General features: G+C 63.1%; 18 protein-coding genes. 9 read left to right on the top strand and 9 right to left on the bottom strand.

Annotated features, from left to right (window positions below; translation table 11 throughout):
* The first annotated feature begins 122 nt into the window (after positions 1 to 122).
* A complete protein-coding gene (locus AC5P56_RS03800; protein WP_049442103.1) occupies positions 123 to 578 on the top strand; it encodes an REP-associated tyrosine transposase in 456 nt (151 codons plus the stop codon).
* A gap of 102 nt (positions 579 to 680) precedes the next feature.
* Here AC5P56_RS03800 and AC5P56_RS03795 read toward each other — a convergent pair whose 3' ends face one another.
* Both AC5P56_RS03795 and acs read right to left on the bottom strand, forming a co-directional pair.
* Entirely contained in the window at positions 681 to 1,346 is a 666-nt protein-coding gene (locus AC5P56_RS03795; protein WP_006477308.1) for a response regulator transcription factor, read from the bottom strand.
* Positions 1,347 to 1,456: 110 nt separating this feature from the next.
* On the bottom strand, positions 1,457 to 3,400 hold the full coding sequence (gene acs / locus AC5P56_RS03790) for an acetate--CoA ligase (RefSeq protein ID WP_126411536.1): 1,944 nt from the start codon (positions 3,398 to 3,400) through the stop codon (positions 1,457 to 1,459).
* Positions 3,401 to 3,645: 245 nt separating this feature from the next.
* Here acs and AC5P56_RS03785 point away from each other — a divergent pair, with 245 nt between their 5' ends.
* Together AC5P56_RS03785 and AC5P56_RS03780 are read left to right on the top strand one after the other, a co-directional pair.
* On the top strand, positions 3,646 to 5,073 hold the full coding sequence (locus tag AC5P56_RS03785) for a DcaP family trimeric outer membrane transporter (RefSeq protein WP_032957835.1): 1,428 nt from the start codon (positions 3,646 to 3,648) through the stop codon (positions 5,071 to 5,073).
* 160 nt (positions 5,074 to 5,233) lie between these two features.
* Positions 5,234 to 6,898, top strand: a complete 1,665-nt coding sequence (locus AC5P56_RS03780; protein WP_014648890.1) for an MFS transporter — start codon at positions 5,234 to 5,236, stop codon at positions 6,896 to 6,898.
* Between the two features lie 853 nt (positions 6,899 to 7,751).
* On the opposite strand, the gene AC5P56_RS03775 is transcribed toward AC5P56_RS03780, so the two are convergent.
* Positions 7,752 to 8,435, bottom strand: a complete 684-nt coding sequence (locus tag AC5P56_RS03775) for a hypothetical protein (protein ID WP_126411535.1) — start codon at positions 8,433 to 8,435, stop codon at positions 7,752 to 7,754.
* A gap of 282 nt (positions 8,436 to 8,717) precedes the next feature.
* Here AC5P56_RS03775 and AC5P56_RS03770 point away from each other — a divergent pair, with 282 nt between their 5' ends.
* From AC5P56_RS03770 to AC5P56_RS03760, 3 genes are all read left to right on the top strand, one after another.
* The gene (locus AC5P56_RS03770) at positions 8,718 to 9,335 is read left to right on the top strand and encodes a hypothetical protein (protein ID WP_126411534.1); all 618 of its coding nucleotides are present in this window, start codon (positions 8,718 to 8,720) and stop codon (positions 9,333 to 9,335) included.
* Positions 9,336 to 9,389: 54 nt separating this feature from the next.
* Positions 9,390 to 9,932, top strand: coding sequence for a Tli1a family immunity protein (gene tli1a, locus AC5P56_RS03765; RefSeq protein WP_126411533.1), 543 nt, complete (start codon positions 9,390 to 9,392; stop codon positions 9,930 to 9,932).
* 124 nt (positions 9,933 to 10,056) lie between these two features.
* Positions 10,057 to 11,466 (top strand): coniferyl aldehyde dehydrogenase, encoded by a 1,410-nt coding sequence (locus AC5P56_RS03760; protein WP_241887608.1) that lies wholly within the window; start codon positions 10,057 to 10,059, stop codon positions 11,464 to 11,466.
* A gap of 83 nt (positions 11,467 to 11,549) precedes the next feature.
* Here the strand turns inward: AC5P56_RS03760 and AC5P56_RS03755 are convergent, their stop codons facing one another.
* From AC5P56_RS03755 to hsdR, 5 genes are all read right to left on the bottom strand, one after another.
* Positions 11,550 to 13,364 (bottom strand): DUF262 domain-containing protein, encoded by a 1,815-nt coding sequence (locus AC5P56_RS03755; protein ID WP_126411531.1) that lies wholly within the window; start codon positions 13,362 to 13,364, stop codon positions 11,550 to 11,552.
* A 27-nt stretch (positions 13,365 to 13,391) separates the two neighbouring features.
* Complete coding sequence (locus AC5P56_RS03750; protein ID WP_172601374.1) at positions 13,392 to 14,828, bottom strand: restriction endonuclease subunit S; 1,437 nt, start codon at positions 14,826 to 14,828, stop codon at positions 13,392 to 13,394.
* Positions 14,821 to 16,359 carry a class I SAM-dependent DNA methyltransferase gene (locus AC5P56_RS03745; protein ID WP_126411529.1) on the bottom strand — a complete coding sequence of 513 codons (1,539 nt, stop codon included), beginning with the start codon at positions 16,357 to 16,359 and terminating at the stop codon, positions 14,821 to 14,823. The genes AC5P56_RS03750 and AC5P56_RS03745 overlap by 8 nt, the downstream gene beginning before the upstream one ends.
* The gene (locus tag AC5P56_RS03740; protein ID WP_126411528.1) at positions 16,349 to 17,542 is read right to left on the bottom strand and encodes a Fic family protein; all 1,194 of its coding nucleotides are present in this window, start codon (positions 17,540 to 17,542) and stop codon (positions 16,349 to 16,351) included. The genes AC5P56_RS03745 and AC5P56_RS03740 overlap by 11 nt, the downstream gene beginning before the upstream one ends.
* Before the next feature lie 92 nt (positions 17,543 to 17,634).
* Positions 17,635 to 21,108: a type I restriction-modification system endonuclease gene (hsdR, locus tag AC5P56_RS03735; RefSeq protein ID WP_495231463.1), complete on the bottom strand. Its 3,474-nt coding sequence runs from the start codon at positions 21,106 to 21,108 to the stop codon at positions 17,635 to 17,637.
* A gap of 189 nt (positions 21,109 to 21,297) precedes the next feature.
* Between hsdR and xth the strand changes: the two genes are divergently transcribed.
* Positions 21,298 to 22,065: an exodeoxyribonuclease III gene (xth, locus tag AC5P56_RS03730; protein ID WP_014648888.1), complete on the top strand. Its 768-nt coding sequence runs from the start codon at positions 21,298 to 21,300 to the stop codon at positions 22,063 to 22,065.
* A 72-nt stretch (positions 22,066 to 22,137) separates the two neighbouring features.
* Here xth and AC5P56_RS03725 read toward each other — a convergent pair whose 3' ends face one another.
* Complete coding sequence (locus AC5P56_RS03725) at positions 22,138 to 22,389, bottom strand: GlsB/YeaQ/YmgE family stress response membrane protein (RefSeq protein ID WP_014648887.1); 252 nt, start codon at positions 22,387 to 22,389, stop codon at positions 22,138 to 22,140.
* 84 nt (positions 22,390 to 22,473) lie between these two features.
* On the opposite strand from AC5P56_RS03725, the gene AC5P56_RS03720 reads away from it, so the two are divergent.
* Together AC5P56_RS03720 and rsmG are read left to right on the top strand one after the other, a co-directional pair.
* On the top strand, positions 22,474 to 23,073 hold the full coding sequence (locus AC5P56_RS03720; RefSeq protein WP_046433275.1) for a 4'-phosphopantetheinyl transferase family protein: 600 nt from the start codon (positions 22,474 to 22,476) through the stop codon (positions 23,071 to 23,073).
* A gap of 39 nt (positions 23,074 to 23,112) precedes the next feature.
* Positions 23,113 to 23,751 (top strand): 16S rRNA (guanine(527)-N(7))-methyltransferase RsmG, encoded by a 639-nt coding sequence (gene rsmG / locus AC5P56_RS03715; protein WP_014648885.1) that lies wholly within the window; start codon positions 23,113 to 23,115, stop codon positions 23,749 to 23,751.
* The last annotated feature ends 25 nt before the right edge of the window (positions 23,752 to 23,776 follow it).

The following is a 23,776-nucleotide window of genomic DNA, read 5'->3' as shown; positions in this document are numbered from 1 at the left end:
CATGCTCGGCTGCTTCACATGGCAGCCGAGCGTGGGCTCGGCTCTACATTGGAGCATTCGCCGACATGCAGCACGGCATTTCGCTGATGGAGAGACTGTCATGCGTGCCATAGCCTCTTCGCATGGCCAGTCCCGCACTCCGCTTTGGTCGCTGGTCGCAGACCGGCAATGTCTACGCGATCACGGCTGTGACACGCGCACGCCGTCCCTGGTTCGACGACAAGGCCAATGTCGATCTGCTGATCGAAGCGCTGCGCACCGTAGAGCGGACGGGGCGGACCTCCTCCCTCGCCTGGGTGGTCATGCCGGACCACCTGCATTGGTTGGTCGAGTTGCGTACCGGAACGCTGGCCGGCTGCATGCAGATCCTGAAGTCCCGGGGTGGAAGATCCATCGCCAGGCGCGTTGATGCGAACGCACCGATCTGGCAGCCGGGGTACTACGACCATGCGTTGCGCAGCGATGAGTGCCTGCGCACGCAGGCGATGTACATTGCAGCCAATCCAGTGCGTGCTGGGCTGGCCACGCGCATCGGGGAATACCCCTATGTATGGAGTCGATGGCGGCTTTGGGGGTGATCGGTATTGAGGCCAAGAGCAGCCGAGCATGGGCTCGGCTCTACAGGGGCATCATGAAGGCTGCGGAGCCGAGCACATGCTCGGCTCCGCAGTCCGTTACGATCAATCTTCTTCCGGCGGCAGCACGATGGCGTCGTCGTCGATCGCCAGCTTGCCGGCCATCAGCACGGCCTGGGTGCGGTTGGTCACGCCCAGCTTGCGCAGGATGGCGGTGACGTGGGCCTTGATCGTCGCTTCGGAGACATTGAGGTCGTAGGCGATCTGCTTGTTCAAGCGCCCAGCGCCGAGCATCTGCAAGACGCGGAACTGCTGCGGGGTCAGCTCGCGCAGGCGCTGGCCGACTTCGCGTTCTTCGCTGCCGGTGGGTGGCACGTTGTGCGCTTCCGGCGGTGCCCAGGTCTCGCCATCGAGGATGGTGCCCAGTGCGTGGCCGATGGTGTCCGAGTCGGCGGACTTGGGAATGAAGCCGAGCGCGCCGTGGTCGAGGGCACGGCGCATCACCGTGGCTTCTTCGCGCGCGGACACCACCACCACCGGCAGGTGCGGATGCAGCGAGCGCATGTGCACCAGCGCGTTGAAACCCTGCGCACCGGGCATGTTGAGATCCATCAGGACCAGGTCGGCGTCATTGTGCTGGTCGGCCAGTGCATACAGCGCTTCCACGCTGTCGGCCTCGAACAACTGCACGCCGGGGATGACCCGCTGCACGGCCCCGCGCAGGGCCTCGCGGAACAGCGGGTGGTCATCGGCAATCAGGAGGGTGGTCATGGTCGGGGGGAACCGTGGGGGGAAACTGCATGGGGCCAGATCCTCCGGGGTCAGAGCCCGTTCCTGGCGGAACGGGATCCGACCCCGGGGATCCGACCCCGGGTCGTACGTCAGCGCACCTTGCGCTCGTCCACCAGCGACGCCACCACCGACGGATCGGCCAGGGTCGAGGTGTCGCCAAGCTGGTCCGGCGCGTTCTCGGCAATCTTGCGCAGGATGCGGCGCATGATCTTGCCCGAGCGGGTCTTCGGCAGGCCCGGCGCCCACTGCAGGTGGTCCGGCGTGGCGATCGGGCCGATTTCCTTGCGCACCCAGGCAACCAGTTCCTTGTGCAACTCGTCGCTCGGTGCCTCTTCGGCCACCAGGGTGACGTAGGCGTAGATGCCCTGGCCCTTCACGTCATGCGGGAATCCGACCACGGCCGCTTCGGCCACCTTCGGGTGCGAGACCAGCGCGCTTTCCACTTCGGCGGTGCCGATGCGGTGGCCGGACACGTTGATCACATCGTCAACGCGGCCGGTGATCCAGTAGTAGCCGTCCTCGTCGCGGCGGCAACCGTCGCCGGTGAAGTAGCTGCCCGGGTAGGTGCGGAAATAGGTATCGATGAAGCGCTGGTGGTCGCCGTACACCGTGCGCATCTGGCCCGGCCAGGAATCACGGATGATCAGGTTGCCCTCGGTCGGGCCGTCCTGGATCTCGCCATCGGCATTGACCAGCGCCGGCTGCACGCCGAAGAAGGGCAGGGTGGCCGAACCGGGCTTGAGGTCCATCGCGCCGGCCAGCGGCGAGATCAGGATGCCGCCGGTCTCGGTCTGCCACCAGGTATCGACGATCGGGCAGCGGCTGTCGCCGACCACTTCGTAGTACCAGCGCCAGGCTTCCGGATTGATCGGCTCGCCGACGCTGCCGAGCAGGCGCAGCGACGCGCGCGACGTCTTCTTCACCGGCTCCTCGCCTTCGCGCATCAGCGCGCGGATGGCGGTCGGGGCGGTGTAGAAGATGGTCACCTTGTGCTTGTCGATGACGTTCCAGAAACGCGAGGTATCCGGGTAGTTCGGCACGCCTTCGAACATCAGCGAGGTCGCGCCGTTGGCCAGCGGCCCGTACACGATGTAGCTGTGGCCGGTGACCCAGCCGACATCGGCGGTGCACCAGTAGACGTCGTCTTCGCGCAGGTCGAACACCGCTTCATGGGTGTAGGCCGCGTACAGCAGGTAACCGCCGGTGGTGTGCAGCACGCCCTTGGGCTTGCCGGTGGAACCGGAGGTGTAGAGGATGAACAGCGGGTCTTCCGCGTTCATGCGTTCCGGTTCGCAGGTGGACGGCTGGCTGTCCACCACATCGTGGAACCAGCGGTCGCGCGGGGCCTGCATGTCCACCGCGCCGCCGGTGTGGCGCACCACCAGCACGGTTTCAACCGTATTCGTGCCCGGCAGCTTCAGCGCGGCATCAACGTTGGCCTTCAGCGGAATCCTGCGGCCACCGCGCAGGCCCTCGTCGGCGGTGATGATCAGCTTGCTCTGGCAGTCGCTGACGCGGTCGGCGATCGAGTTCGGCGCGAAGCCACCGAACACCACCGAGTGGATCGCACCGATGCGCGCGCAGGCCAGCATGGCCACCGCGGCGTCGACGATCATCGGCAGGTAGATGGTGACCCGGTCGCCCTTCTTGACGCCGAGGTTGCGCAGCGCGTTGCCGAGGCGGCAGGTGCGCTCGTACAGCTCGCGATAGGTCACATGCTGGGCCGGTGCATCCGGGCCGTCCGGCTCGAACAGCAGGGCGGTCTTGTCGCCGCGCGTTTCCAGCTGGCGATCCAGGCAGTTCACGCTGGCATTGAGCTCGCCATCTTCGAACCACTTGATGTGGAAGTCGGACAGGTCATAGCTGACGTTCTTGATCTTCGTCGGCTTGCGCATCCATTGCAGGCGCTCGGCGGCCTTGCCCCAGAAACCATCCGGGTCGGTCACCGACGCCTGGTACTGCTGTTCGTACGACGTCTTGTCGATGCGTGCCTTGGCGGCGAACTGCGGATCGACGGGGTAGATATCAGCCATGGCACCCTCACTTGCACGTTGACTTTGTATGTGCGGTCGCAGCATCGCAACGACCGATCCCCCTCAGTTTGCCCCATCCACCCCCGGCCGCGTCACCACCCTGGTTAGACCATGGTCGAAAGTGAGCGCCCAGCAGGGCCGGGTTCGACCAATGGCCAATAGCCGCTGTGCGCGAACGCCCCGCAGTCTCGGCTCGACCGTGCCCCACGCGCGGCATCACCTTGCCACTTGGGAGAGAGGGCAACATGAGCCACCGTACGTTGAAAGCCGTGCGCACACCTTTGGCGGCCTGCCTGTTGGTCGCCCTGGTCGCACCGGGCATGGCGTTCGCAGAGACCGCCAAAGAGAAGGCACTGGAAGCACGCGTTGCCGAACTGGAACGCCAGGTCCAGCTGCTGCTGTCTTCGCAGCAACAACAACAGACCCAGATCAGCCAGACCCAGCAGGCGGTGACCGAAGTGCGCACGGTGCAGGCCGGGCAGAAGCCGGTCGCCTCGGTGCCGGCGGGCAAGCAGCCGATCCAGGTCACCACCATCACTCCGGGCGCCGCGCCCGGCACCACGGTCAAGATCGGTGGCTTCATCAAGGCCGACTTCCTGGCCACCCAGACCAGCGATGGCCAGCTGGCCGACGACGCCACCGGCCGTTCGCTGTACCTGCCGGGCCAGACCCCGGTGGAAGGCGCCGGCGGCAGCGGCAAGCGTTCGGGCACCGACTTCAACGCCCACGCCAAGTTCTCGCGCTTCAACCTGGGCATCGACAACGTGAGCGAATCGGGCAACAAGGCCGGTGCGTTCTTCGAGATGGACTTCTTCGGCAACTCGCTGGGCAACCAGACCGCCACCAATACCTATGGCGTAACCCTGCGCCACGCCTACATGTACTGGAACAACTGGATGGCCGGCCAGACCTGGTCCAACTTCATGGACGCGGCCGCGCTGCCGGAGGCGGTCGACTTCGTCGGCCCCACCGACGGCGTGATCTTCGTGCGCCAGGCCCAGGTGCGCTACACCCAGGGCGGCTTCAGCGTCGCACTGGAAAACCCGGAAACCACCACCCTCACCGGTACCCGCAACCCGGTCACCGGGGCCTGGACCAACGCCAGCGCCAACTCCGACCGTGGCAGCCTGCCCGACCTGACCATGCGTTATGGCTGGAAGGGCGACTGGGGCACCTTTGGTGTCGGTGGCATCGTCCGCCAGTTGAAGGTGGACAACCAGGCCACCGGCGCGAAGGCCGACAAGGTGGCTGGCGGCCTGACCCTGGGCGGCAAGTGGGTGATGGGTGACAGCGATTCGCTGCACTACCAGCTGACCGGCGGCGAAGGCATCGCCCGCTACATCGGCCTGGGCATCACCGCCGACAGCGCCTACGACGTGGCCCGCGACGAGCTCAACCCGACCGGCGTGCTGGCCGGCTACGTGGGCTGGCGGCATGCGTTCTCGCCGAAGCTGCGCACCAACCTGATCTACGCGCGCAGCGACTACGACAACGACAGCATCCTCGGCCCGCTGGTGACCAAGAGCGTGCAGAGCATCCGCGGCAACATCTTCTATTCGCCGCTGCCCAAGGTCGATATCGGCGCCGAGCTGATGTACGGCCGCCGCGAAGTGGAGAACGGCAACAAGGGTGACATCACCCGGTTGCAGTTCACCACGAAGTACAGCTTCTAAGAGCGTGCCGGCCAGCGGCCGGCACCTACCGAGATGGGGTGCCGGCCAAGGTCGGCACCTACCGAGATGGGGCGCCGACCAAGGTTGGCACCTACCGAATTGAGTGCCGGCCAACGGTCGGCACCCACCCACAACGATTGCTTCGGAGGGGAAGCGTCTTATGTCCAGCACTGCACCAGGCCCGCACCATGCGGCGGGCACCCTGACCAAGGGCCACAAGAAAGTCATCTTCGCCTCGAGCCTCGGCACGGTCTTCGAGTGGTATGACTTCTTCCTGTACGGCTCGCTCGCGGCCATCATCGCCAAGCAGTTCTTCAGTGGCGTCAATGAAACCACGGGCATGATCTTCGCCCTGCTGGCGTTCGCTGCCGGCTTCTTCGTGCGTCCGTTCGGCGCGGCCTTCTTCGGCAGCCTCGGCGACCGCATCGGCCGCAAGTACACCTTCCTGGTCACCATCCTGATCATGGGCATCTCGACCTTCCTGGTCGGCGTGCTGCCCAACTACGCCTCGATCGGTTTCGCCGCACCGGTGATCCTGATCATCCTGCGCCTGGCCCAGGGCCTGGCGATGGGCGGCGAGTACGGCGGTGCCGCCACCTACGTGGCCGAGCACGCGCCGGACGACAAGCGCGGCCTGTACACCAGCTTCATCCAGTGCACCGCCACGCTCGGCCTGTTCCTGTCGCTACTGATCATCCTGGCCTGCCGCATGACGCTGGGCAACGAGGCCTTCGAAGCCTGGGGCTGGCGCATCCCGTTCCTGGTCTCGATCCTGCTGCTGGGCATTTCGGTATGGATCCGCCTGCAGCTGAGCGAATCGCCGCTGTTCCAGCAGATGAAGGCTGAAGGCAAGGGCTCCAAGACCCCGTTCCGCGACAGCCTGAAGGGGGGCAACCTGAAGCTGATGCTGCTGGTCCTGCTCGGTGCGGCGGCTGGCCAGGCGGTGGTCTGGTACGGCGGCCAGTTCTACGCGCTGTTCTTCCTCAGCAGCATGCTGAAGGTCGATGCCACCACCTCCTACCTGCTGATCGCCGCTGCGCTGGCACTGGGCACGCCGTTCTTCATCTTCTTCGGCTGGCTGTCCGACCGCATCGGTCGCAAGAAGATCATCCTGGCCGGCTGCCTGCTGGCGGCCATCACCTACATCCCGATCTTCAAGGGCCTGACCCACTTCGCCAACCCGGCCATCGAAGAAGCCCGCAGCAGCTCGCCGGCCCTGGTCGTGGCCGATCCGGCTACCTGCTCGTTCCAGTTCGATCCGGTGGGCCTGCGCAAGTTCACCAGCTCCTGCGACGTGGCCACCGCCGCGCTGACCAAGGCCGGTGTGCCGTACGACGTGCAGCCCGCCGCCGCCGGTTCGCTGGCGATGGTGAACGTGGGCAGCGCCAGCGTCACCTCGTATGAGGCCGCCGGCCTGACCAAGGAAGAAGGCAAGGCCAAGGCCGATGCGTTCGGTGCGGAACTGAAGACCGCCCTGACCACCGCCGGCTACCCGGCCAAGGCCGATGGCGCCCGCATCAACATCGCCGGCACCATCTTCATGCTGTGGCTGCTGGTGCTGTACGTGACCATGGTCTACGGCCCGATCGCCGCCTACCTGGTCGAACTGTTCCCGACCCGCATCCGCTACACCTCGATGTCGCTGCCGTACCACATCGGCAACGGCTGGTTCGGTGGCTTCCTGCCGGCGATCTCGTTCGCGCTGGTGGCCGGTACCGGCAACCTGTACTACGGCCTGTGGTACCCGATCGCGATCGCACTGATGTCGGTGGTGATCGGCGGCCTGTTCCTGCGCGAAACCAAGAACGTGGATATCACCAAGTAACCGGTGGGTTCCATGCAGTGAAGGAAAGGCCGCGGTGCAGACCGCGGCCTTTTTGTTTGTGGGGTGGCGACCGGGGTCGGATCCCATTCGCGCGCGAATGGGCTCTGACCCCTCGCGGTATGCAGTACACGCTGCAGCCTTGTGCGGTCGATCAACAGTCAGCTCTACCCGCCGTACAGTGCCCTTCTCTGCGAGGGAGTGACGTCAAAGATCCCCGCATCGATCATCTTCCCGTAGTGGTCCCTGTTGCCTGGGCCTGGTGGGTCGCAGCGAAGCAGATTGTCGAGGGAACCATCGGGTGCATCCGAGGGACTCAGGCGGGCTGTGGCATAGTCCTCCGCAGTGGGACGCACCTCAGAGGGGTGCAGGTCAGGAAGGGCGGGAGATACCCAGGCGCCAGCGTCATTGAATTGCCCTCCACAGAATTGCCCGGTCTGACGCGCAAGCAGGCAACCGCTTCGTGTGTCGATGAAACCGCAGTACTGCCTTTCATGCAGAGAACGGCGTCCATCCGGCATGCCAACCTCACCGGATTCCACGTCAGTGACAAGCACATACCGACCGTCAGGGGACGTCGCCGGGTCGGTGTCGTACTCGAATAGAGAGTACGAGCGTTTGCGCGACGCTATGCGGCGCACCAGCTTGCCCTGTTTCATCACCGACAGGTTCCGGTAGCGTCCATTCTCCTCGCCGTCGTATCGCAAGGTGATGTTGCTGCGAGCGTGCACCCATCTCCCGCTGCCAGACTTCGCATCCTCTGTTGAAGCCGCTGCTGCGAGCACAGTGAAGATCAAGCTCAACAAATTCATTCTCCAGGAAACCGTCAATTTCAGGCGGGAGCATGTGATGGGCATCAGGGGCTGGTGGTGGTGGCTTCCGGGCATTCACCTTCATCCGCCAGCTGCCGCGTCGAGAACTCCTTGATGCACAACAAGCGCTGTTCACTCTCATCGCCTGCCCGACCAATTTCCCTGCGCAGCTGGTCGGCTCCCGGGCAGCGCGCAGCGCGAGCGACAACGAGGTTGCACACAGGAACAAACGGGAAGTACACGTCATGGCGTGGAATGTTCAGCTTCTCGTCCCAGGCCTTGAACGGGAAGAGTACATGTAACAGCCCATCTGCCGCCTCATCCTCGCTTGGTCGCGTGAGGGCGACATCCGGAGCATCCCTGAGCAACGTCGCATAGGCGTCCAGGAAGCGACGGCCGTACCGATCACGCTCCGCCGGTGTGCTCGCCTGCCGCAAGGCGGTGTAGTCCGGGAAGAGGCTGTCTACATCGGGTCCGCCGCAGGTCACGCCGGACGAACGTGAGCTGTCATTGTCCGTGGGCTGGACATGGCAGGTCGTACGTTCAAGTCTCTCTGCAAGTATCTCGAGCACCTTGCCAATACTGGCACCAGGTGTGGCATCGCCCTCGAGCTCGCCGACGACGACAGCCAGGCTGTCGCCCACCGATGGGATGTGTTCGCGCTCGGCGTTCAGGCCGACTGCCGCGACATCAATGGACTGCTCGCTGGCATCGGAAGCTCCGGCCATGAGAAGACATCCGGTCAGAAATGCAAATACGCGTCGCATCTACGCATGTTATTGGAGGTGGGATAATACCTTCAGCGCGCTGACGTCGTGCGGCAATGAAACAAGTACGAATCTACATATCAGCCCAGTATTTGATCGTACCGGTGCGGGATGACGTATCCAGCCACACGGAAGACGGGGACTTCTAGCAAGAACTGCCAACTTCTGACGCAAATGGCCCGAACTCCCTTTGTTCGCCAGTACGCTCCATAGCATGTGTGATTCATCGAATCGGATCGGGGAATGCGCAGCGTACTTCTGGCAGCGATCATCACTGTCTCAGCGCCAGCGGCCGGCGCAGAAACGCATGTAGCCGCCGGCGGTGCGACACCGCAGGGAAGCCTGCGAGTCGAGGAAAGATCGCCCGTGATCAAACAACTTTGCAAGACAGAGAAGGTCTGGCTGTCCTGGAACAAAGCCGTACCAAACGCAACGCTGGTGACCTGCGATTGCAGTTGCACATCGCATGACAACTCAGGATGGCTTGTTGAGGCGCAACCGGAAGTCGACACCTATCGGGTACATCGAGTCTCTCTCGGCAAGGTTTTCAGTCCCACGGAGTTACGTCGGGCTGGTGCGCGGATTCAGGACATCGTCTCGTCGCATCCGTGGTGTTCAGCCGCCAGACCGAGCGTGCCGACGAATGCCGTGTTCGCGACGTTGGTGAAGCAGCCCACGGAATCGGGCGATGAGCCTTACTGCTTTACACCCCACTTCTTCGTAGGTGATCCAAAAGCCCCCCTGAGAAGAACTCCAGTTTCGGGTGAACTGTTCTCCGATTCGCCCGCAGCAGAATCAGCAGTGATCGCGCGGGAGGTCAAGATGCTGCGTGACTGGAGGCGGGAGTTTGCGCCTGAGTAGGGCCTTGGTGCCCTCGGACAAGAAGTGAGGGCTATACATTATGGAGTTTCAATGATGTTTGTTTTGAAGCGGGTGGCGCTGGCATTTCTTGCTGGCCCACCTCTGCTCTTGTCTGCCTACGCTGTGGAAGCCAGCGCGATCTATGGCGTCAACCACACCCATTGGGCGATCAACCGGTTCAGTGTCGATGGCCGTTCGGCGATTGACATTATTGGTCCGTATCAAGGTGGCGGTGGAGGGTGCTGCTACATGGCCCCAGATCAATGGCAACCAGGAACGATGGTACGGGTCGATTGGGAAACGGGGGTAGGAGGCTCAAATGGATTTCCTGGATTTGCTGATGAGGCGAAGTACGACGCCTGGCTGCAACAAATCGAGGCACAAAAGCGTTACCACAGCAAAATCGTCGCCGTCCCGGATTACACCAACCAGAATGTCTGCGGCATCACTGTACATTTCCTGCCCTGCGATGAGATTCAGGTCACCACTTCCTGTTACGCCTACGGCAGCCCCGAGTACCCGATCAAGATTCCGCTTGAGTTGCCAGAGCCACAGTCATGCCCGGCAGATCGAACCGACCAGCAGAAGACGTGGTGATGGACGGGTTTGCATGCGAGGGTGAACGCATGCAAGGCGGTTGGGAGGTATCCCAATGAGAGCCCGTGCCACGGCGTGAAGGTTGGCATGCGAGCCAAGCATGGCTCGACCCTACAATCGGCCCATGACCACCACCGTCCCCGCCGACCTGCCCGCCCTCCTGCACACCCTGCGCAGCGCCTGGCAGTCGCAGCGCCCGTCGCTGGACCAGCGCGAAGCTGACCTGCGCCGCCTGCGCGAGGCGCTGAAGCCGCGCCTGGACGAGATGGCCCAGGCCATCGCCGAGGACTTCGGCCACCGTGCCCACGTTGAATCGAAACTGGCCGATGGCATGAGCGTGCTGTCGGCCATCGACCACCTGCGTCGCCACCTGCGGCGCTGGTCGAAGCCGCAGCGGGCATCGGCGGGATGGAAGCTGTGGCCGGCGCGCGCGCAGCTGCGGCCGACGCCGCTGGGCGTGGTCGGGGTGATCTCGCCCTGGAACTACCCGGTCACGCTGGCATTGGTGCCTTTGGCCACCGCCATCGCCGCCGGCAACCACGTATTGCTGAAGCCTTCGGAACACACTCCGCGCACCAGCGCGTTCCTGGCCGATCTGCTGGCCAGCGTGTTCCCGCCCGATCGGGTGGCAGTGGTGCAGGGTGGGGCGGACGTGGCGGCTGCGGTGTCTTCGCTGCCGCTGGACCATCTGCTGTTCACCGGCTCGACGGCGGTCGGCCGCAAGGTGATGGCCGCCGCGGCTGAGCATCTGGTACCGGTCACGCTGGAACTGGGCGGCAAGTCGCCGGCCATCGTCTGCCGTGATTTCCCGCTGGACAAAGCCGCCGCACGGCTGGCCACCGGCAAGTGGTTCAACGCGGGCCAGACCTGCATCGCGCCGGATTATGTGCTGATCGATACCGCGCGCCAGCGCGAGTTCGTGCAGGCGCTGCAGCAGCAGGTGCGCGAGCGCTATGGCGACTTCAGCGATGCCGACGACTACACCCGCATCATCAATGAAGGCCAGTACCGGCGCCTGCAGGGCTACCTGGGACAGGCGCGGCAGCGCGGGGTGCCGGTGATTCCGCTGGCGCAGGTGGACGACGCGCGCGCCGACCGCGAGCGCCTGCTGGTACCGACCGTGGTGCTGGACCCGCCGGACGACCTGGACCTGATGCGCGAGGAGATCTTCGGGCCGATCCTGCCCGTGCGGGCCTACCCGGACCTGGAGGCGGCGCTGGCCGACATGCTGTCCCGTGACCGGCCGCTGGCGCTGTATCCCTTCAGCCATGACACGGCCACGGTGGAGCGCATCCTCGGCCAGGTGGTGGCCGGCGGGGTGACGGTCAACGACACGCTGCTGCACTTCGCCGCCGATGGCCTGCCGTTTGGCGGGGTAGGGGCTAGCGGCATGGGCGCGTACCACGGCCGGGCCGGGTTCGATGCGATGAGCAAGCGGCTGCCGGTGCTGTGGCAGTCGCGCTGGGCGGCCAGCGACCGGCTGCGGCCGCCGTATTCGAAGATTGCGGGTTTGTTGCGGTTCCTGCTGCGGTAACGCTGGCGGGGGGCATGGGGTTGCCGGCCAGCGGCCGGCACTACCCGGTAGGTGCCAACCTTGGTTGGCACACCCAATTGCGATCACACCAGGGCTTCAGCCTCGAACTGTGCAGTGGCCCTCTTGCCCATGGCACCTTCAATCAGAGCCAACAGAGCCAGCTGGCGTTGGTTCCAAAGCCCTTCAAAGTCATCTGCGCGCAGGGCCTCCGCGGGAATGCGATGACTCGCCAGCAGAGCATCCATGCCAACGTCGTCAAGTTGCACCTGCTTGTGTGACTGCAGCGCAGACAGATAGTGGGACGGTGCTGAGCCACCAATCATGCGATTCGCCCTATAGGAGATCGGCGTCTTGTTGATGATCGAATCGTAGCGACGGCGCGGAATGTCCTGTTTCTCGCACCAGTCACGCGGGAAGATGTGATGAATGTCGAGCGCGATCTCGTCGGCTTCAAGGTCGCGGATTCGCCCCTTCCAGTACAGATCCTGCGCACCCTCGCGTAGCACCAGCACGTTGATACCCTTGTAGGCGGCACTCAATCGTGAGGAAAGCGAAGCCAGGCGATCGATCTGGAAAGCAGCGTCAGAGATCGTTCGCGGCTGCAGGGCGTCCTGCTCAATCCAGCCCAACAACTCCTCCACATCATTGGCCATGCGCGTTTCCACCGCGCCGCCATACAGTTCACCGAGCACGCCGCACCAGTACCACTGGGCTAGCTTCTGGTGGACCTGCGGTTCGCGCCACCGCTCATCGGCACCAATCAATGCCAGCACTGCAGCCAGCGGTGCCAACTGAGTGCGGTAGGGCAGGTCGCGTGGAGAGATGAAGCACTCATGGCGCAGGAACTTGGCGGCACGGATGAAGCCCTGTTCCACCACGTCTGCCCAGCGCTGATAGGCTTCCAGTGGAAGCTCCAGCACCGAGGCTCGTTTGGCGCTCACAGGTGTCACCTGATTGCCGCTCTTTCCGGCGGCCAGATCGGCGCGTCGCTTCTCCAGCGTATGCAGCATGGTCACGGCCTGCAGGAAATCGGTGTTCTCCACGCTCTTCAGAAGCGGCTCCCTGGCCAGCCGCTTCTGCCGCGAAATAACGCCGCGTTGCTGGCTGCCATACCAATCGTCGCGCAGGTTGTAGCCATCGGCGGCATAGGTAGCGGTGACCAGCTCGAATACCGACAGCGGAACGCCGCCGGTGTTGACCTTTTCGAAGACCAGACACACAGCTTCCTTGCTGGTTTCCTTCTTCAGCACGATGAGTGGAATCTGATACTCGTTGTAGGCATCGAGAACCTGCTTCTTGAATTCGAAAAATTGCGGGACCGCAGCGGCGTTGTATTGATAGAGATCCTGCAGCCAGCCCATGCCTTCCAGAATTTCAGAGCACGGGAAGTATTCCTGCTGGCACTCCAGTTCGCGTGTGGAAAGATCCCGGTCCAGCCTGCGGCCGAAGTCACTGCGTTGTTGACGCGTGCCGTCGGTGGCAATGATCGCCTCGTCCAGGCGGTCCGGCCCGGCCAATGCAGTGGGGATATGGATGTAGTAGTGGCGATCAACCGGCCTGCCTTTGTCCGTCGTGGTCTTGACCGGCCCGGACAGCTTGAGAACCTGAGTGAGCGTGGTCAGACGTTGCTGTCCGTCCAGGATCAGCTTCTCCGGAGGCAGCAGGCCCTCATGCGGGACATTCTCAACAGGGCGCACCTGGAAGCGCACCGCGCCACCTGTCTCCAGCAGCATTACCGCGCCCACCGGGAATGAACGGCCAAGGCTGACCAGCAGGCTGCGCACGTGCTCATCGTCCCAGACCCAGCCTCGCTGGAAGTCCGGCAGCTGGATCTTGCCGTCAACGATGTCCTTGAGGAGATCTTTCAGTGGCAGCTTGGTACTGTCGAAGGTAGTCATACGGGTGATTCCTTTCGAGGTCGATGATTAGTTGGATGCAGCCTTGCGACCACGCTTGGGTTTAGGTGCAGCAGCACGCTGGACGCGGATGCGCTCGAGCAATACGCTGGCCGGCTCGTCGTTGGGATCTTGGGGGACCAGTTCGCCACGGAAGGCTTTAGCGAGGATGCGTTGGGTCAGGGTATCGATGCGCATTCTGGCCGTTACGACCTTAGTTTCCAGCTGGTCAGCTATGGCGAAGAGTTGTTCGACACGGCGCACAATCTCTGCCTGCTCCGCTGGTGGTGGCATGCCGATAGGAAGTGCCATCAGTGCAGCCTGAGTTAGCTTTGCTCTTCCTGTGGTTCCGGTCAGCCACGGCGTGACGTCGTAGTGCATCAATGTGTAGCAGAGGTAGGACTGCCCAATCCTGTCATGTGCTCGGAGCGCATGGACGTGATTGTTGACCCAGCACTTCCCTGAGTGCATATAGGCAATTGGCTTCACTCGACCGTAGAACGTTTCATCTTCCGTCACCAGAACAAGGTCATCGTCAAAGATGAACTCATCCACGCGGTCAACTTCACCATTAGCGCCAAAGTATGGATACGTACCGACAGTTGCCATACGGAGCTCTTTTTTAACGGGGACGCGCATGCTATCCAAGCATTCGGCGACGCTGGAAACGCTGGTAACGATCCAGGAATCTGGAACATCAATGTTCCTTGTTTCAGTGTCTGGCATAACCGGGGGCTTGAAACGAGCCCTTGGTTCTTCGCGTCTTGATTCAAGTATGCGTCTGAGGTATTCGCCGGCCGATTCATTGCCTTGAGCGCCATTGGAATCGCGCCAGTCCTGCGTCAGCCGGCCACTTGCGGCGGTAACTAGAACTGCATGGCGGAAGCGCTTAATTAGCGGAAGAATGGTGCTAACCCGTTCCCTCAATGAGTCGGCTTGTGTCAGCAACGCATCCAGCTTCTGCGCGATGCGCTTCTGCTCTGCTTCCGGAGGCAACGGCATTTCAATTGCACGTAGGGCGTCCTGCGAGATGTTTCGCATAGAGAGCTGATTGCCAGTAGCCAACGATTCGATCTGGGCTCTGCCCGATTCTGATCTGAGGCAGATGAGTGCCCACTCGCGCAGCGACTCAGGCAGCTCCAGGCGCAGAACCTTGTCACTCAAGTACAGGTGCTTAGAAATTTTCTGCACAATTACCGGCGCACCAACGAGCTCCAGGGTGTTCGCTCGAGAGATCAGCAGATCGCCAGGCCGGATCCTGTTGCGTTCGTCGAGACCCTCTGCGGTCAGTAGGGTTTTGCTCTCGATCTCGTCGAACTCGCCCCACGTTACGGCACTGATCTTGACCAACCCAGGCTCGTTGCCTTCAGGGGGGCGTTCGTCGCACTTCACGCTCTTCCCGGCTTGGATGTGGCAGAGGAGATCTCCGAGCTGGCAGCTGGCCCAGCCTTCAGGCAACTCACTCACAGTCCACCCCATTGCCGGAGATCTGCATCCCCATTACGTCAGCCAACAACCGCTTCTGCTCCAACGCTTCATCTCCAGCACCCAGCGCCTGCATCAACGCATCCAGTTCCCTCAGCGCCTCCGACAGCTCCGCCATCGCCTCAGCCGCCAGCACTTCCGGCGCAGGCAGATTGCCCGCATCCACGCTGTCAGCATCCTTCAGCCACGTGATATCCAGCGAATCACCGCGTTCCTTGATCTGATCGCGCGTGAAGCAGCGGAACCGGCCTTCCTCGCCCTCATCCACTCGCGGGCTGCGCCCATTTGCGTCTACTCCGTAAGCCTCTTCAAACGGCTTCAAGTGCACGGGACCAAACGGTGTCCGCTTGCCAAAGCTGGGCATGTTGCTGCGCAAGTCATACACCCAGGTGGCCGTGGTGCACCCCGTTTCCTGGCGCGGATTCTCTGCCGTGCCCTTCTGGAAGAACAGCACATTGGTCTTCACACCCTGCGCGTAGAAAATTCCGGTGGGCAGGCGCAGTAACGTATGCAGATTGCACTTTTCCATCAGGTCGCGGCGGATCTCGGTTCCGACGCCCGATTCAAACAGCACATTGTCCGGCAGTACTACCGCCGCACGCCCGCCGGGCTTGAGCCCGCGATAGATGTGCTGCAGGAAGGCCAACTGCTTGTTGCTGGTGCGATAGGTCAGGTCATCACGGGTGGGGCCGCCGCCGCCCTTGGCCGTACCGAACGGCGGATTGGAAAGGATGACGTCCGCCTTGGCCAGTCCTGCGCCTGCATTGCCCAGGCTGTTGCCCAGCTGCACCACGCCTTCGCCCTCGCCATCCATGCCATGCAGCAGGCAGTTCATCAATGCCAGGCGACGGGTACCCGGAACGAGCTCCATGCCGACAAAGGCCTTGCGGCGCTGGAAGCGGCGCTCCTTGTCCGTCAGGGTGTACAGATCATCGGTCTGCGATTTGATGTACCCATCTGCGGCAATCAGGAAGCCAGCGGTACCTGCCGCAGGGTCTTGAATGGTCTCACCCGGCTGTGGCCTCAGGCAGCGAATGATCGAGTCGATCAACGCGCGCGGGGTAAAGTACTGTCCCGCGCCAGACTTGGTTTCATTCGCGTTCTTCTGCAGGAGACCTTCGTACAGGTCGCCAAGGCCATCCTCGCGCGCGCTGAACCAATCCAAGCCGTTCAGGGCCTTGATCAGCGTCTCCAGATGCCGCGGCTCCTTCAGGCTGGTCTGCGCATCGGCGTAGATGGCCGCGATCATCAGATCATCGCTCTGGCTAAGATCGAGCAGCATGCGCTTGTAGCCGGTCAGTAGCTTGGTACCTGACAGGGCTGTCAGGTCGGGCCACCGGCAGCCTGCGGGAAGCTTGTGTTCGAACGCTTCGTTGTTCTGCACCTGCTCGTATTCCATTTTCAGGAACAGCAGCAACACCAGTTCGGTGACGTAGTCACTGTAGTTGATGCCATCGTCGCGCAGGACGTCGCAGAGGTTCCAGAGTTTCTGGACGATATCGTTATGGTTCATGGGTGCTGTCTTCCGTAGATGCAGTAAAGGCAGGCAGGGACGCGTCCGATGCCGGCCAATTGATTTCGTAGCGGGTGCTGCGGCCTCCGCCGGGCAGGCGGCGCAGGCAGCCCTTTTCCAGCAGATCGGCCAAGTGGCGCGTGGCGGTCGCCTTGGAGACCTTGGCCACGGTCTGGTACTGGCTGGCACTGATGCCCAGTGCGAAACCTCGCTCTCCGCCATCCAGCAGACGATTCAGTACCTTGGTCTGTTCGGCGGACAGCGGCTGCTCCCGGTGCGCCTGCCAGTAGCGTGTCTTGGTCAGAACCTTGTCGATGCGCTGCACCGCCTGGGTCAGACTGGTATGGAGAGTCTCCAGGAACCAGTGCAGCCACGCTGTGATGTCCAATCCACCCTTCTGGGTCGTCTCCAGGCTGCGGTAGTAGCCGTTGCGGTCGGCCAGGATGGCGGCCGAGAGCGCATGAAAACGGATTGCCTGCGGTTGCGATTGGGCCAGCGCAAGATCGGTCAGGGCCCGGGTCAACCTGCCGTTTCCGTCGTCGAACGGGTGCAGGGTAACGAACCAGAGGTGGGCAATACCGGCGCGCAGCAGCGGGTCGAGTGTTGCGTCCCGGCGGGAGCTGTTGAACCAGTCGAGGAACGCATCCAGCTGCGACTCCAGGCCCTGGCGGGGCGGGGCCTCGAAGTGCACGCGTGGTCGATCGATCCTGCCGGAGACCACCTGCATGGGAGCCTCGCCGCGAAGCTGCCCTATCCGGATGCGGTTGGCGAGCAGGGTGTCTTCCTCGTCGGGAAACAACCAGTGATGCCAACGCATCAAGCGCGGAAGATCCAAGGGCTCTTGCGCGTGGCCCGTGGCGTCCAGCATCAGCTCGGCCAGTCCCTCGCTTCGGGCAGTGGTGCGGCGTGGTGTGGCATCCACCATGCCCAGGTGACGCGCCAGCGATGACCGGACCGAGCCGACATCCAGATGCTCGCCCTCGATCTCTGAAGAGGTGACAATACTGGAGAGGAGGGCATTCAGCGCCTGCTCGCATTGTGTGTCACCCCCAACGGCTCCCGCCATGCCCAGCACTTGGCCATAGGCTTGCTGGCACTCGCGAAGGTCCACAGCAAGCTCGTCCGCTTTCCAGTGAAAATGCGGCCACTCGGGATGCTGCCAGATCCAGTGCGGGGAGCTCATGGGCGGGTTTCCAGAACAGTGAGCCGAGCAAGGGGGCTATTCGGCTCGTTATTTGAGCCGATTATGCATCCTATTCGGCTCATCCGCTATGTTCAACCTGCCTGTTCCCAGACTGTTTCGCCCAAGGTGTCGAGCACATGGTCCAGCCTGCCTTCCAGCAGGCGATCAAGCTGCGGCGCGCCGCCATCCCCGATGAAGACCCGTTGAACGTCTTCACGGTCCATGACGACTTCATGCACCAACTGCTGGGCCAAACGGCCCAGCCATTTTCGCTGCACCGGAGTCCACGCCCGCTGGGCGTAAATGCTCCGCATTGCCCGCTCCACGCGCTGCTCAAAGGGTACAAGCGCCTCCCCCAATGCCGCGCGCCGGATGTGGCCGATGATGCTGGCCGCGACCTCTTGCTGGGTGCTGTCACGCCAGGCGCCCCGCAGGTGGGCCTCGCTGTAGCCATTCTGGTCCAGCAGCAAGCGAACCTCCTTCAGCTGTGCCCGGGTCAGGTCTCGCGGCCGGTTGACGATGACACTCAAGGCCGCGGATTGGTTGATCTGATCCCGAATGAACGCGTTGAAGCTGTCCAGATAGTCCTCCGGAGCTTCATTCACGCCATAGCTCTGCTCGCGTGAGAGCAGTTCGTCTTGATGCTCGGCAATGATGGGGTAACGCTCGGTTCCCAACAGTTGGTTCACTTCCTGCAGTTGTTGCGGCAAGTTGGAATGACGCTTCAGGAACGCAGCCGCCTCGCGTGCGCCCAGTCCATGTAGGTGCTTGTGCAGTTGTGCAGGCGGCACCCCCCATTCGGCCTCCAGCGCATCGAGCTTGTCGCGTACGTCCTTCCTGCGCTCAGCCTTGTGCTCGGCCTGGCGCAGCACGCGCATGATGCGCTGGCTCAGCTGGGCCAGCGCATCATCCGCGTGACTTCCGCCATCATTGCCGGGTGCACTGAAGCTCGCTTCATGGCCGAGCTCACCAATCAGTTGCTCGATACTGACGTTCGCGTCCTTCACGAGCGGTTTCATGGTGTCCACCTCTTCAAGGGCGGCATACAGATCCACCGGATCGAAGATGCGGAATACGGTCTTGCCGATTTCATCACAGCGACGGGTCGCGCGCCCCTTCATCTGTTCATAGAGGATGCGCGAGCGGACCCGACGCATGAAGACCAGATTGCTGATGGTGGGCACGTCGATGCCGGTGGTAAGCAAATCAACGGTAATTGCGATATTGGGATAGCGCTCATTCTTGAAGCAACGAATGAGCTGGTCGACCTTGTCGCTATCCCCGACAATGACCGCGACGCTCGCCTGATTGTACTGATCGCCATGCATGGCCTTCAGTGCTTCATCCAGCCGGTTCTTGACGTGCTCTGCGTGCTTCTTGCTGACACAGAAGATCAGCGTCTTCTCCTCGCCATCAGGATCCAGTTCCTTGGCAAGCTGCTCACAGACGACCCGATCAAAATTGGGTGTAATGACACGACGGTTGAACGACTCGATATTGAAATCGAGCTCGTCCTCCAGCTCCGCGGTATCCACTTCGCCCGTGTGAATGTTGACCACACTGACCTGATCTCCACTGTCGAAATGGATGCCGTTGCGGCTGAGCAGTGTTTCGAAACGGATTGGAGGCTCGTGGTCGATCAGCCAATCGTCAGCTACAGCTTCCCGATAACTGTAGGTGTAGATGGGCTTTCCGAAAATTTCGGTTGTGTGCTTGGCCGGGGTCGCTGTCAGACCAATTCGGCAGGCATCAAAGTAGTCCAGAACCCGGCGATACTGCGACAGATACTGCGCATGATCGCGCACGGCCAGCTCACCCTCGGTCATGTCCTGGTCGAGGGTGTAGCCGCGGTGGGCCTCGTCGACCACGATGCAATCGAACGTTCCGATTGCTGGCGGCGTGTCCGACTGGAAGATGCGCCTTACCATTGCCTGTACGGTTGCGACCTGAACTCGGGTTTCGTTGGCAGTCCGCGTGTCGTCCAACCCGTCGAGGTTGTAGATCTGGGCCAGTGTCTGATTCTGTTCCAGCGTCATCTCGGCCATTGCTTCACTGGCTTGTGTGCCTAGTGCTGAGCGATCCACCAGGAACAGGATGCGATTGAATCGCTCGCTCTTGAGCAACCGGTAGATCAATCCGATCATGGTGCGTGTCTTGCCGGTGCCGGTGGCCATAGCCAACAGACAGTTGCGCTCACCTGTAGCGAGGGCCTCCTCCACGGCACGGATCGCATGCAGCTGGTAGTCGCGCAGGCGAAGGTAGCTCATGCCCTCTTGTTCGAGTTCTGCCTCTGCCTTGGCACGGTCACGCTTGAGCTGGTCAAGAATATCCGCTGGTGTATGGAAACCGTGCAGCGACCGCCGCAGATTGGAGGGCGAGCGGAGATCGCGGAACCAGACGCCCGACTGCTCGGCAAGTTGCTTGACGAATGGACGTCCATTGCAGGCGAATGCCAAAGGCACCTGGAACGTTCCACCCTGGCCGTCCTCCCAGCCAGCATGCAAGCCTGCACCGGCCCACGCCATTTCGACGCCACCCTCAGCGGTCAGGTCGCGCGCATAGCGCTCGGCCTGAGGAATGCGATCGGCGACATTGACCCCTTTGCGCTTGGCCTCAACGATGGCAACCGGCGTCAGACCGATGAAGAGCACATAGTCTGCATTGGCATGAGATACAGAGGTTGGCCATTCCGCAATGGCCAAGTTGCGGCCCTTCTCCGGACGGGCGCCCTTCGCGTAGGTGAGCTCCAGCGAGTCGGCTTCCCATCCCGCATCGCGAAGCTGCTGGTCAATCAGGATGCGGGTGAGATCTTCGCTCAGCTCGAAGCTGGCGCTGGATCGCTGTGTGCTCCGGGCAACCTGCTGCGTCGCGCTCGTTGCGACCCCGACGGAAGCTTGAAGGTCCGCTACACGTTGCTCGAACTCTGCCCGAAGCTGCTGTAGTTCCTGTTCGCGCTGAGCGACTGCCGCTGCGAGCTCCCGGGCCTCGGCATCCATAGCCTCAGCCAATTCTGCATTGAGTTGTACCTCGCGCTCTTTCAGGTCAATCAGGGCTTTGCTCTGATCGTGCTGCTGACGCGCGGCATCCAGCTCGGCTTGCAGTTGGCCGACCTGATGCTGGATCTCACGCAGGGGTGCTGCAGGATCCTTGGGGGGGAGGAACGGGCCCGGCTTGAACTGGGCCGCGTTGGTGCCAAAAGCACGGTGGTACCAGATCGCCAGTTCCCGCGCGACTTTGAGGCCGTCCATGGCTTCACGATGCTGGGTGGCAAATTCGTGCGTCGCCTTGTTGCCCTCGACACGAAGGACCCGGAACAGGTCTTGCACCTTTGGATCCAATTGCAGTTCACGGCCCAACTGATACAACAGGCTGGCTTGACTGGTCTGGGAATCCCGACGAATGGCGGCACGGGCGGCAAGGTCCTGTGCGATGGCCTCGCCAAGTTGCCTCAGCTTGATCAGTGTCGTGTTGGGATCACTGGCGAAGACCTGTTCGGCCATCATTGCCAGCTTCAGGAAGACAGGATCGTGTTCCTGCAGGAAATGAAAGTTGCTGTCGGCAGTCACACGCGTATCCATACAGGGGCGCTCGGCGGCGGGTGGCATCTTGCGGCAGCGATCATATCCCAGGCGCCAATTTCGGTCATGTTCGGTCAAAAAGTCGAAAGCGTCGGTTTTTTGGCGCGGGTTGATGGAAATCGAGGAGCGCCGACCAAGGTCGGCCTCTACCAAAGCCCACCCGGGTAGAATGCCCCCATGAAGATCGCCTCGTGGAACGTCAATTCGCTCAATGTCCGCCTGCCGCACCTGGAGCAGTGGCTCAAGGACTTCGGCCCGGACATCGTCGGCATCCAGGAAACCAAGCTGGAGGACCACAAGTTCCCCGATTCGGCGCTGATCGCCGCGGGCTACCGCAGCGTGTTCGCCGGCCAGAAGACCTACAACGGCGTGGCGCTGCTGTCGCGTGAGCCGGCGCAGGACGTGCAGATCGGCATTCCCGGTTTCGAGGACGAGCAGAAGCGCGTCATCGCCGGCACCTTCGGCGACCTGCGGGTGATCAACCTGTACGTGGTCAATGGCCAGGACATCGGCACCGACAAGTACGACTACAAGCTGCGCTGGCTGGAAGCGGTGCATGCCTGGATCGCCGGAGAACTGCAGCGCCACCCGAAGCTGATCGTGATGGGCGACTTCAACATCGCCCCGGACGCGCGCGACGTGCACGACCCGGCGGTGTGGAACGACAACCACATCCTGACGTCCACCGCCGAGCGCGGCGCATTGAACAAGCTGCTGCAGCTGGGCCTGCACGATGGCTTCCGCCTGCACAACGACGAGGCGGGTACCTTCAGCTGGTGGGACTACCGTGCCGCCGGCTTCCGCCGCAACCTGGGCCTGCGCATCGACCTGACCCTGGTCTCAGAGGCGCTGAAGGGCAGTGCGGTGGCCTCGGGCATCGACCGCGAGCCGCGCACCTGGGAACGCCCGAGTGACCATGCGCCGGCCTGGGTGCAGATCGGTTGAACGAACAGGGCCCGACGATTGCCGGGCCTGTTCTGGAACATCTGCCGGCCAGTGGCCGGCACTACCCTCAGATCACCGTATGCTCTTGCGGGTGAACAGGTTGACGATCGCCAGCAGGATCACCGCGCCGATCAGCGAGAACAGGAAGGTGCGGAGGGTGATCGCTTCGTTGATGCCGCCGCCGAACAGCCAGCCGGAGATCAGCGCGCCGACGATGCCGACCACGATGTTGAGGATGATGCCCTGCTGGGCATCGCGCTTCATGATGATGCTGGCCAGCCAGCCTACGATGCCGCCGACGATCAGCCAGATGATGATGCCCATGATCGAACCTCCGGTGGGGAACTGTGACCAGTTGACGCGCAGGGCTGTGAACCCGTCGTGGAATTGCGTGATGGGCGTGTGCGGATGAGCCTGCCAGCCACCCTCGATGGCCCGTGGCGCTTCGGTCCGGTGACGGTCTGGCGGCGCCCGCATGTGCCGGGCCAGCGTGGTGAACCGCAGGCGCGGCAGGTGCTGGCGCAGGCATTGGGCGCCGACCCGCAGACGCTGCCGCTGGTCCGTGATGACAAGGGCCGGCCGGAACTGAGCGGCCCGTTGGCCCACTACGGCACCGGCTGGAGCCACAGCGGCGAGGTGCTGCTGGTGGCGCTGGGCGAAGGCGTGCGGCTGGGCGTGGACCTGGAGCTGCTGCGGCCGCGACCGCGCCTGCTGGAGATCGTGCGGCGCTTCTTCCACCCGCAGGAGGTGGCCTGGCTGGAACGCCTGGATGAGGCCGGGCGCGAGCACTGGTTCTTCCGCGTGTGGTGCGTCAAGGAGGCCATCCTGAAGGCGCACGGGCAGGGCATCTCGTTCGGCCTGCACCGCCTGCAGCTGGCGCCCGGGCCCGATGGCGCCCTGCACCTGCGCTGGTGCGACCCGGAACTGGGCGAGGCCGCGCGCTGGCACCTGCACGAGTGGCAGGCCAGCGGCCAGTTCCGCGCCGCATTGGCCTGGTATCCACACTGAAGCGGGGAATCGGCGCGCAAAACCGGCGATAATGCCGGCATGAGCGAACACCCACTTCCCGCCAGCGTGTCTGCCACGCTGGAACAGGGCCTGGCCAGCATGGGCCTGGACGCCGCGCTGGCGCCGCCGTTGCTGCGCTACCTGGCCCTGCTGCACCGCTGGAACGGCACCTACAACCTCACCGCCATCCGCGACCCGCAGGAGATGGTCACCCGCCACCTGCTCGACTCGCTGGCGATGCAGCCGTTCGTGGCCGACGGCAGCCTGGCCGACCTTGGCACCGGCCCCGGGCTGCCCGGCATCCCGCTGGCGATCGCCTGCCCGGGCCTGCAGGTCACCCTGGTCGAGAGCAACGGCAAGAAGGCGCGCTTCATGCGCGAAGCCGTGCGCCAGCTCGGCCTGGGCAACGCCCGCGTGGCCGAGTCGCGCGCCGAGGCGCTGGACGAGGCCGGCCGCTACGACCAGCTGACCGCGCGCGCGATGGACACCCTGGCCGGCATCGTCCGCGTCGGTGGCCACCTGCTGCGCCCCGGCGGCGTGTTGCTGGCCATGAAGGGCGTCTACCCGCATGAGGAGATCGCGGACCTGCCGGCGGGCTGGCAGGTGCGCGAGGTGACCCCGTTGAGCGTGCCCGGCCTGGCCGGCGAACGCCACCTGGTCACTGTTACAGGCCCCTGATTCCCGCCGCCAGCCCCTTGTGGAA

The organism is Stenotrophomonas sp. YJH_SMC_131 (assembly GCF_059367975.1).
This window is presented reverse-complemented; position numbering and strand designations above follow the sequence as displayed.

What these genes read in the sequence shown, in the direction of transcription:
- AC5P56_RS03800 (WP_049442103.1), top strand. Translation starts at nt 123, where the DNA reads ATGGCCAGTCCCGCACTCCGCTTTGGTCGCTGGTCGCAGACCGGCAAT.
- AC5P56_RS03795 (WP_006477308.1), bottom strand. Translation starts at nt 1,346, where the DNA reads ATGACCACCCTCCTGATTGCCGATGACCACCCGCTGTTCCGCGAGGCC.
- acs (WP_126411536.1), bottom strand. Translation starts at nt 3,400, where the DNA reads ATGGCTGATATCTACCCCGTCGATCCGCAGTTCGCCGCCAAGGCACGC.
- AC5P56_RS03785 (WP_032957835.1), top strand. Translation starts at nt 3,646, where the DNA reads ATGAGCCACCGTACGTTGAAAGCCGTGCGCACACCTTTGGCGGCCTGC.
- AC5P56_RS03780 (WP_014648890.1), top strand. Translation starts at nt 5,234, where the DNA reads ATGTCCAGCACTGCACCAGGCCCGCACCATGCGGCGGGCACCCTGACC.
- AC5P56_RS03775 (WP_126411535.1), bottom strand. Translation starts at nt 8,435, where the DNA reads ATGGCCGGAGCTTCCGATGCCAGCGAGCAGTCCATTGATGTCGCGGCA.
- AC5P56_RS03770 (WP_126411534.1), top strand. Translation starts at nt 8,718, where the DNA reads ATGCGCAGCGTACTTCTGGCAGCGATCATCACTGTCTCAGCGCCAGCG.
- tli1a (WP_126411533.1), top strand. Translation starts at nt 9,390, where the DNA reads ATGTTTGTTTTGAAGCGGGTGGCGCTGGCATTTCTTGCTGGCCCACCT.
- AC5P56_RS03760 (WP_241887608.1), top strand. Translation starts at nt 10,057, where the DNA reads ATGACCACCACCGTCCCCGCCGACCTGCCCGCCCTCCTGCACACCCTG.
- AC5P56_RS03755 (WP_126411531.1), bottom strand. Translation starts at nt 13,364, where the DNA reads ATGACTACCTTCGACAGTACCAAGCTGCCACTGAAAGATCTCCTCAAG.
- AC5P56_RS03745 (WP_126411529.1), bottom strand. Translation starts at nt 16,359, where the DNA reads ATGAACCATAACGATATCGTCCAGAAACTCTGGAACCTCTGCGACGTC.
- AC5P56_RS03740 (WP_126411528.1), bottom strand. Translation starts at nt 17,542, where the DNA reads ATGAGCTCCCCGCACTGGATCTGGCAGCATCCCGAGTGGCCGCATTTT.
- xth (WP_014648888.1), top strand. Translation starts at nt 21,298, where the DNA reads ATGAAGATCGCCTCGTGGAACGTCAATTCGCTCAATGTCCGCCTGCCG.
- AC5P56_RS03725 (WP_014648887.1), bottom strand. Translation starts at nt 22,389, where the DNA reads ATGGGCATCATCATCTGGCTGATCGTCGGCGGCATCGTAGGCTGGCTG.
- AC5P56_RS03720 (WP_046433275.1), top strand. Translation starts at nt 22,474, where the DNA reads ATGAGCCTGCCAGCCACCCTCGATGGCCCGTGGCGCTTCGGTCCGGTG.
- rsmG (WP_014648885.1), top strand. Translation starts at nt 23,113, where the DNA reads ATGAGCGAACACCCACTTCCCGCCAGCGTGTCTGCCACGCTGGAACAG.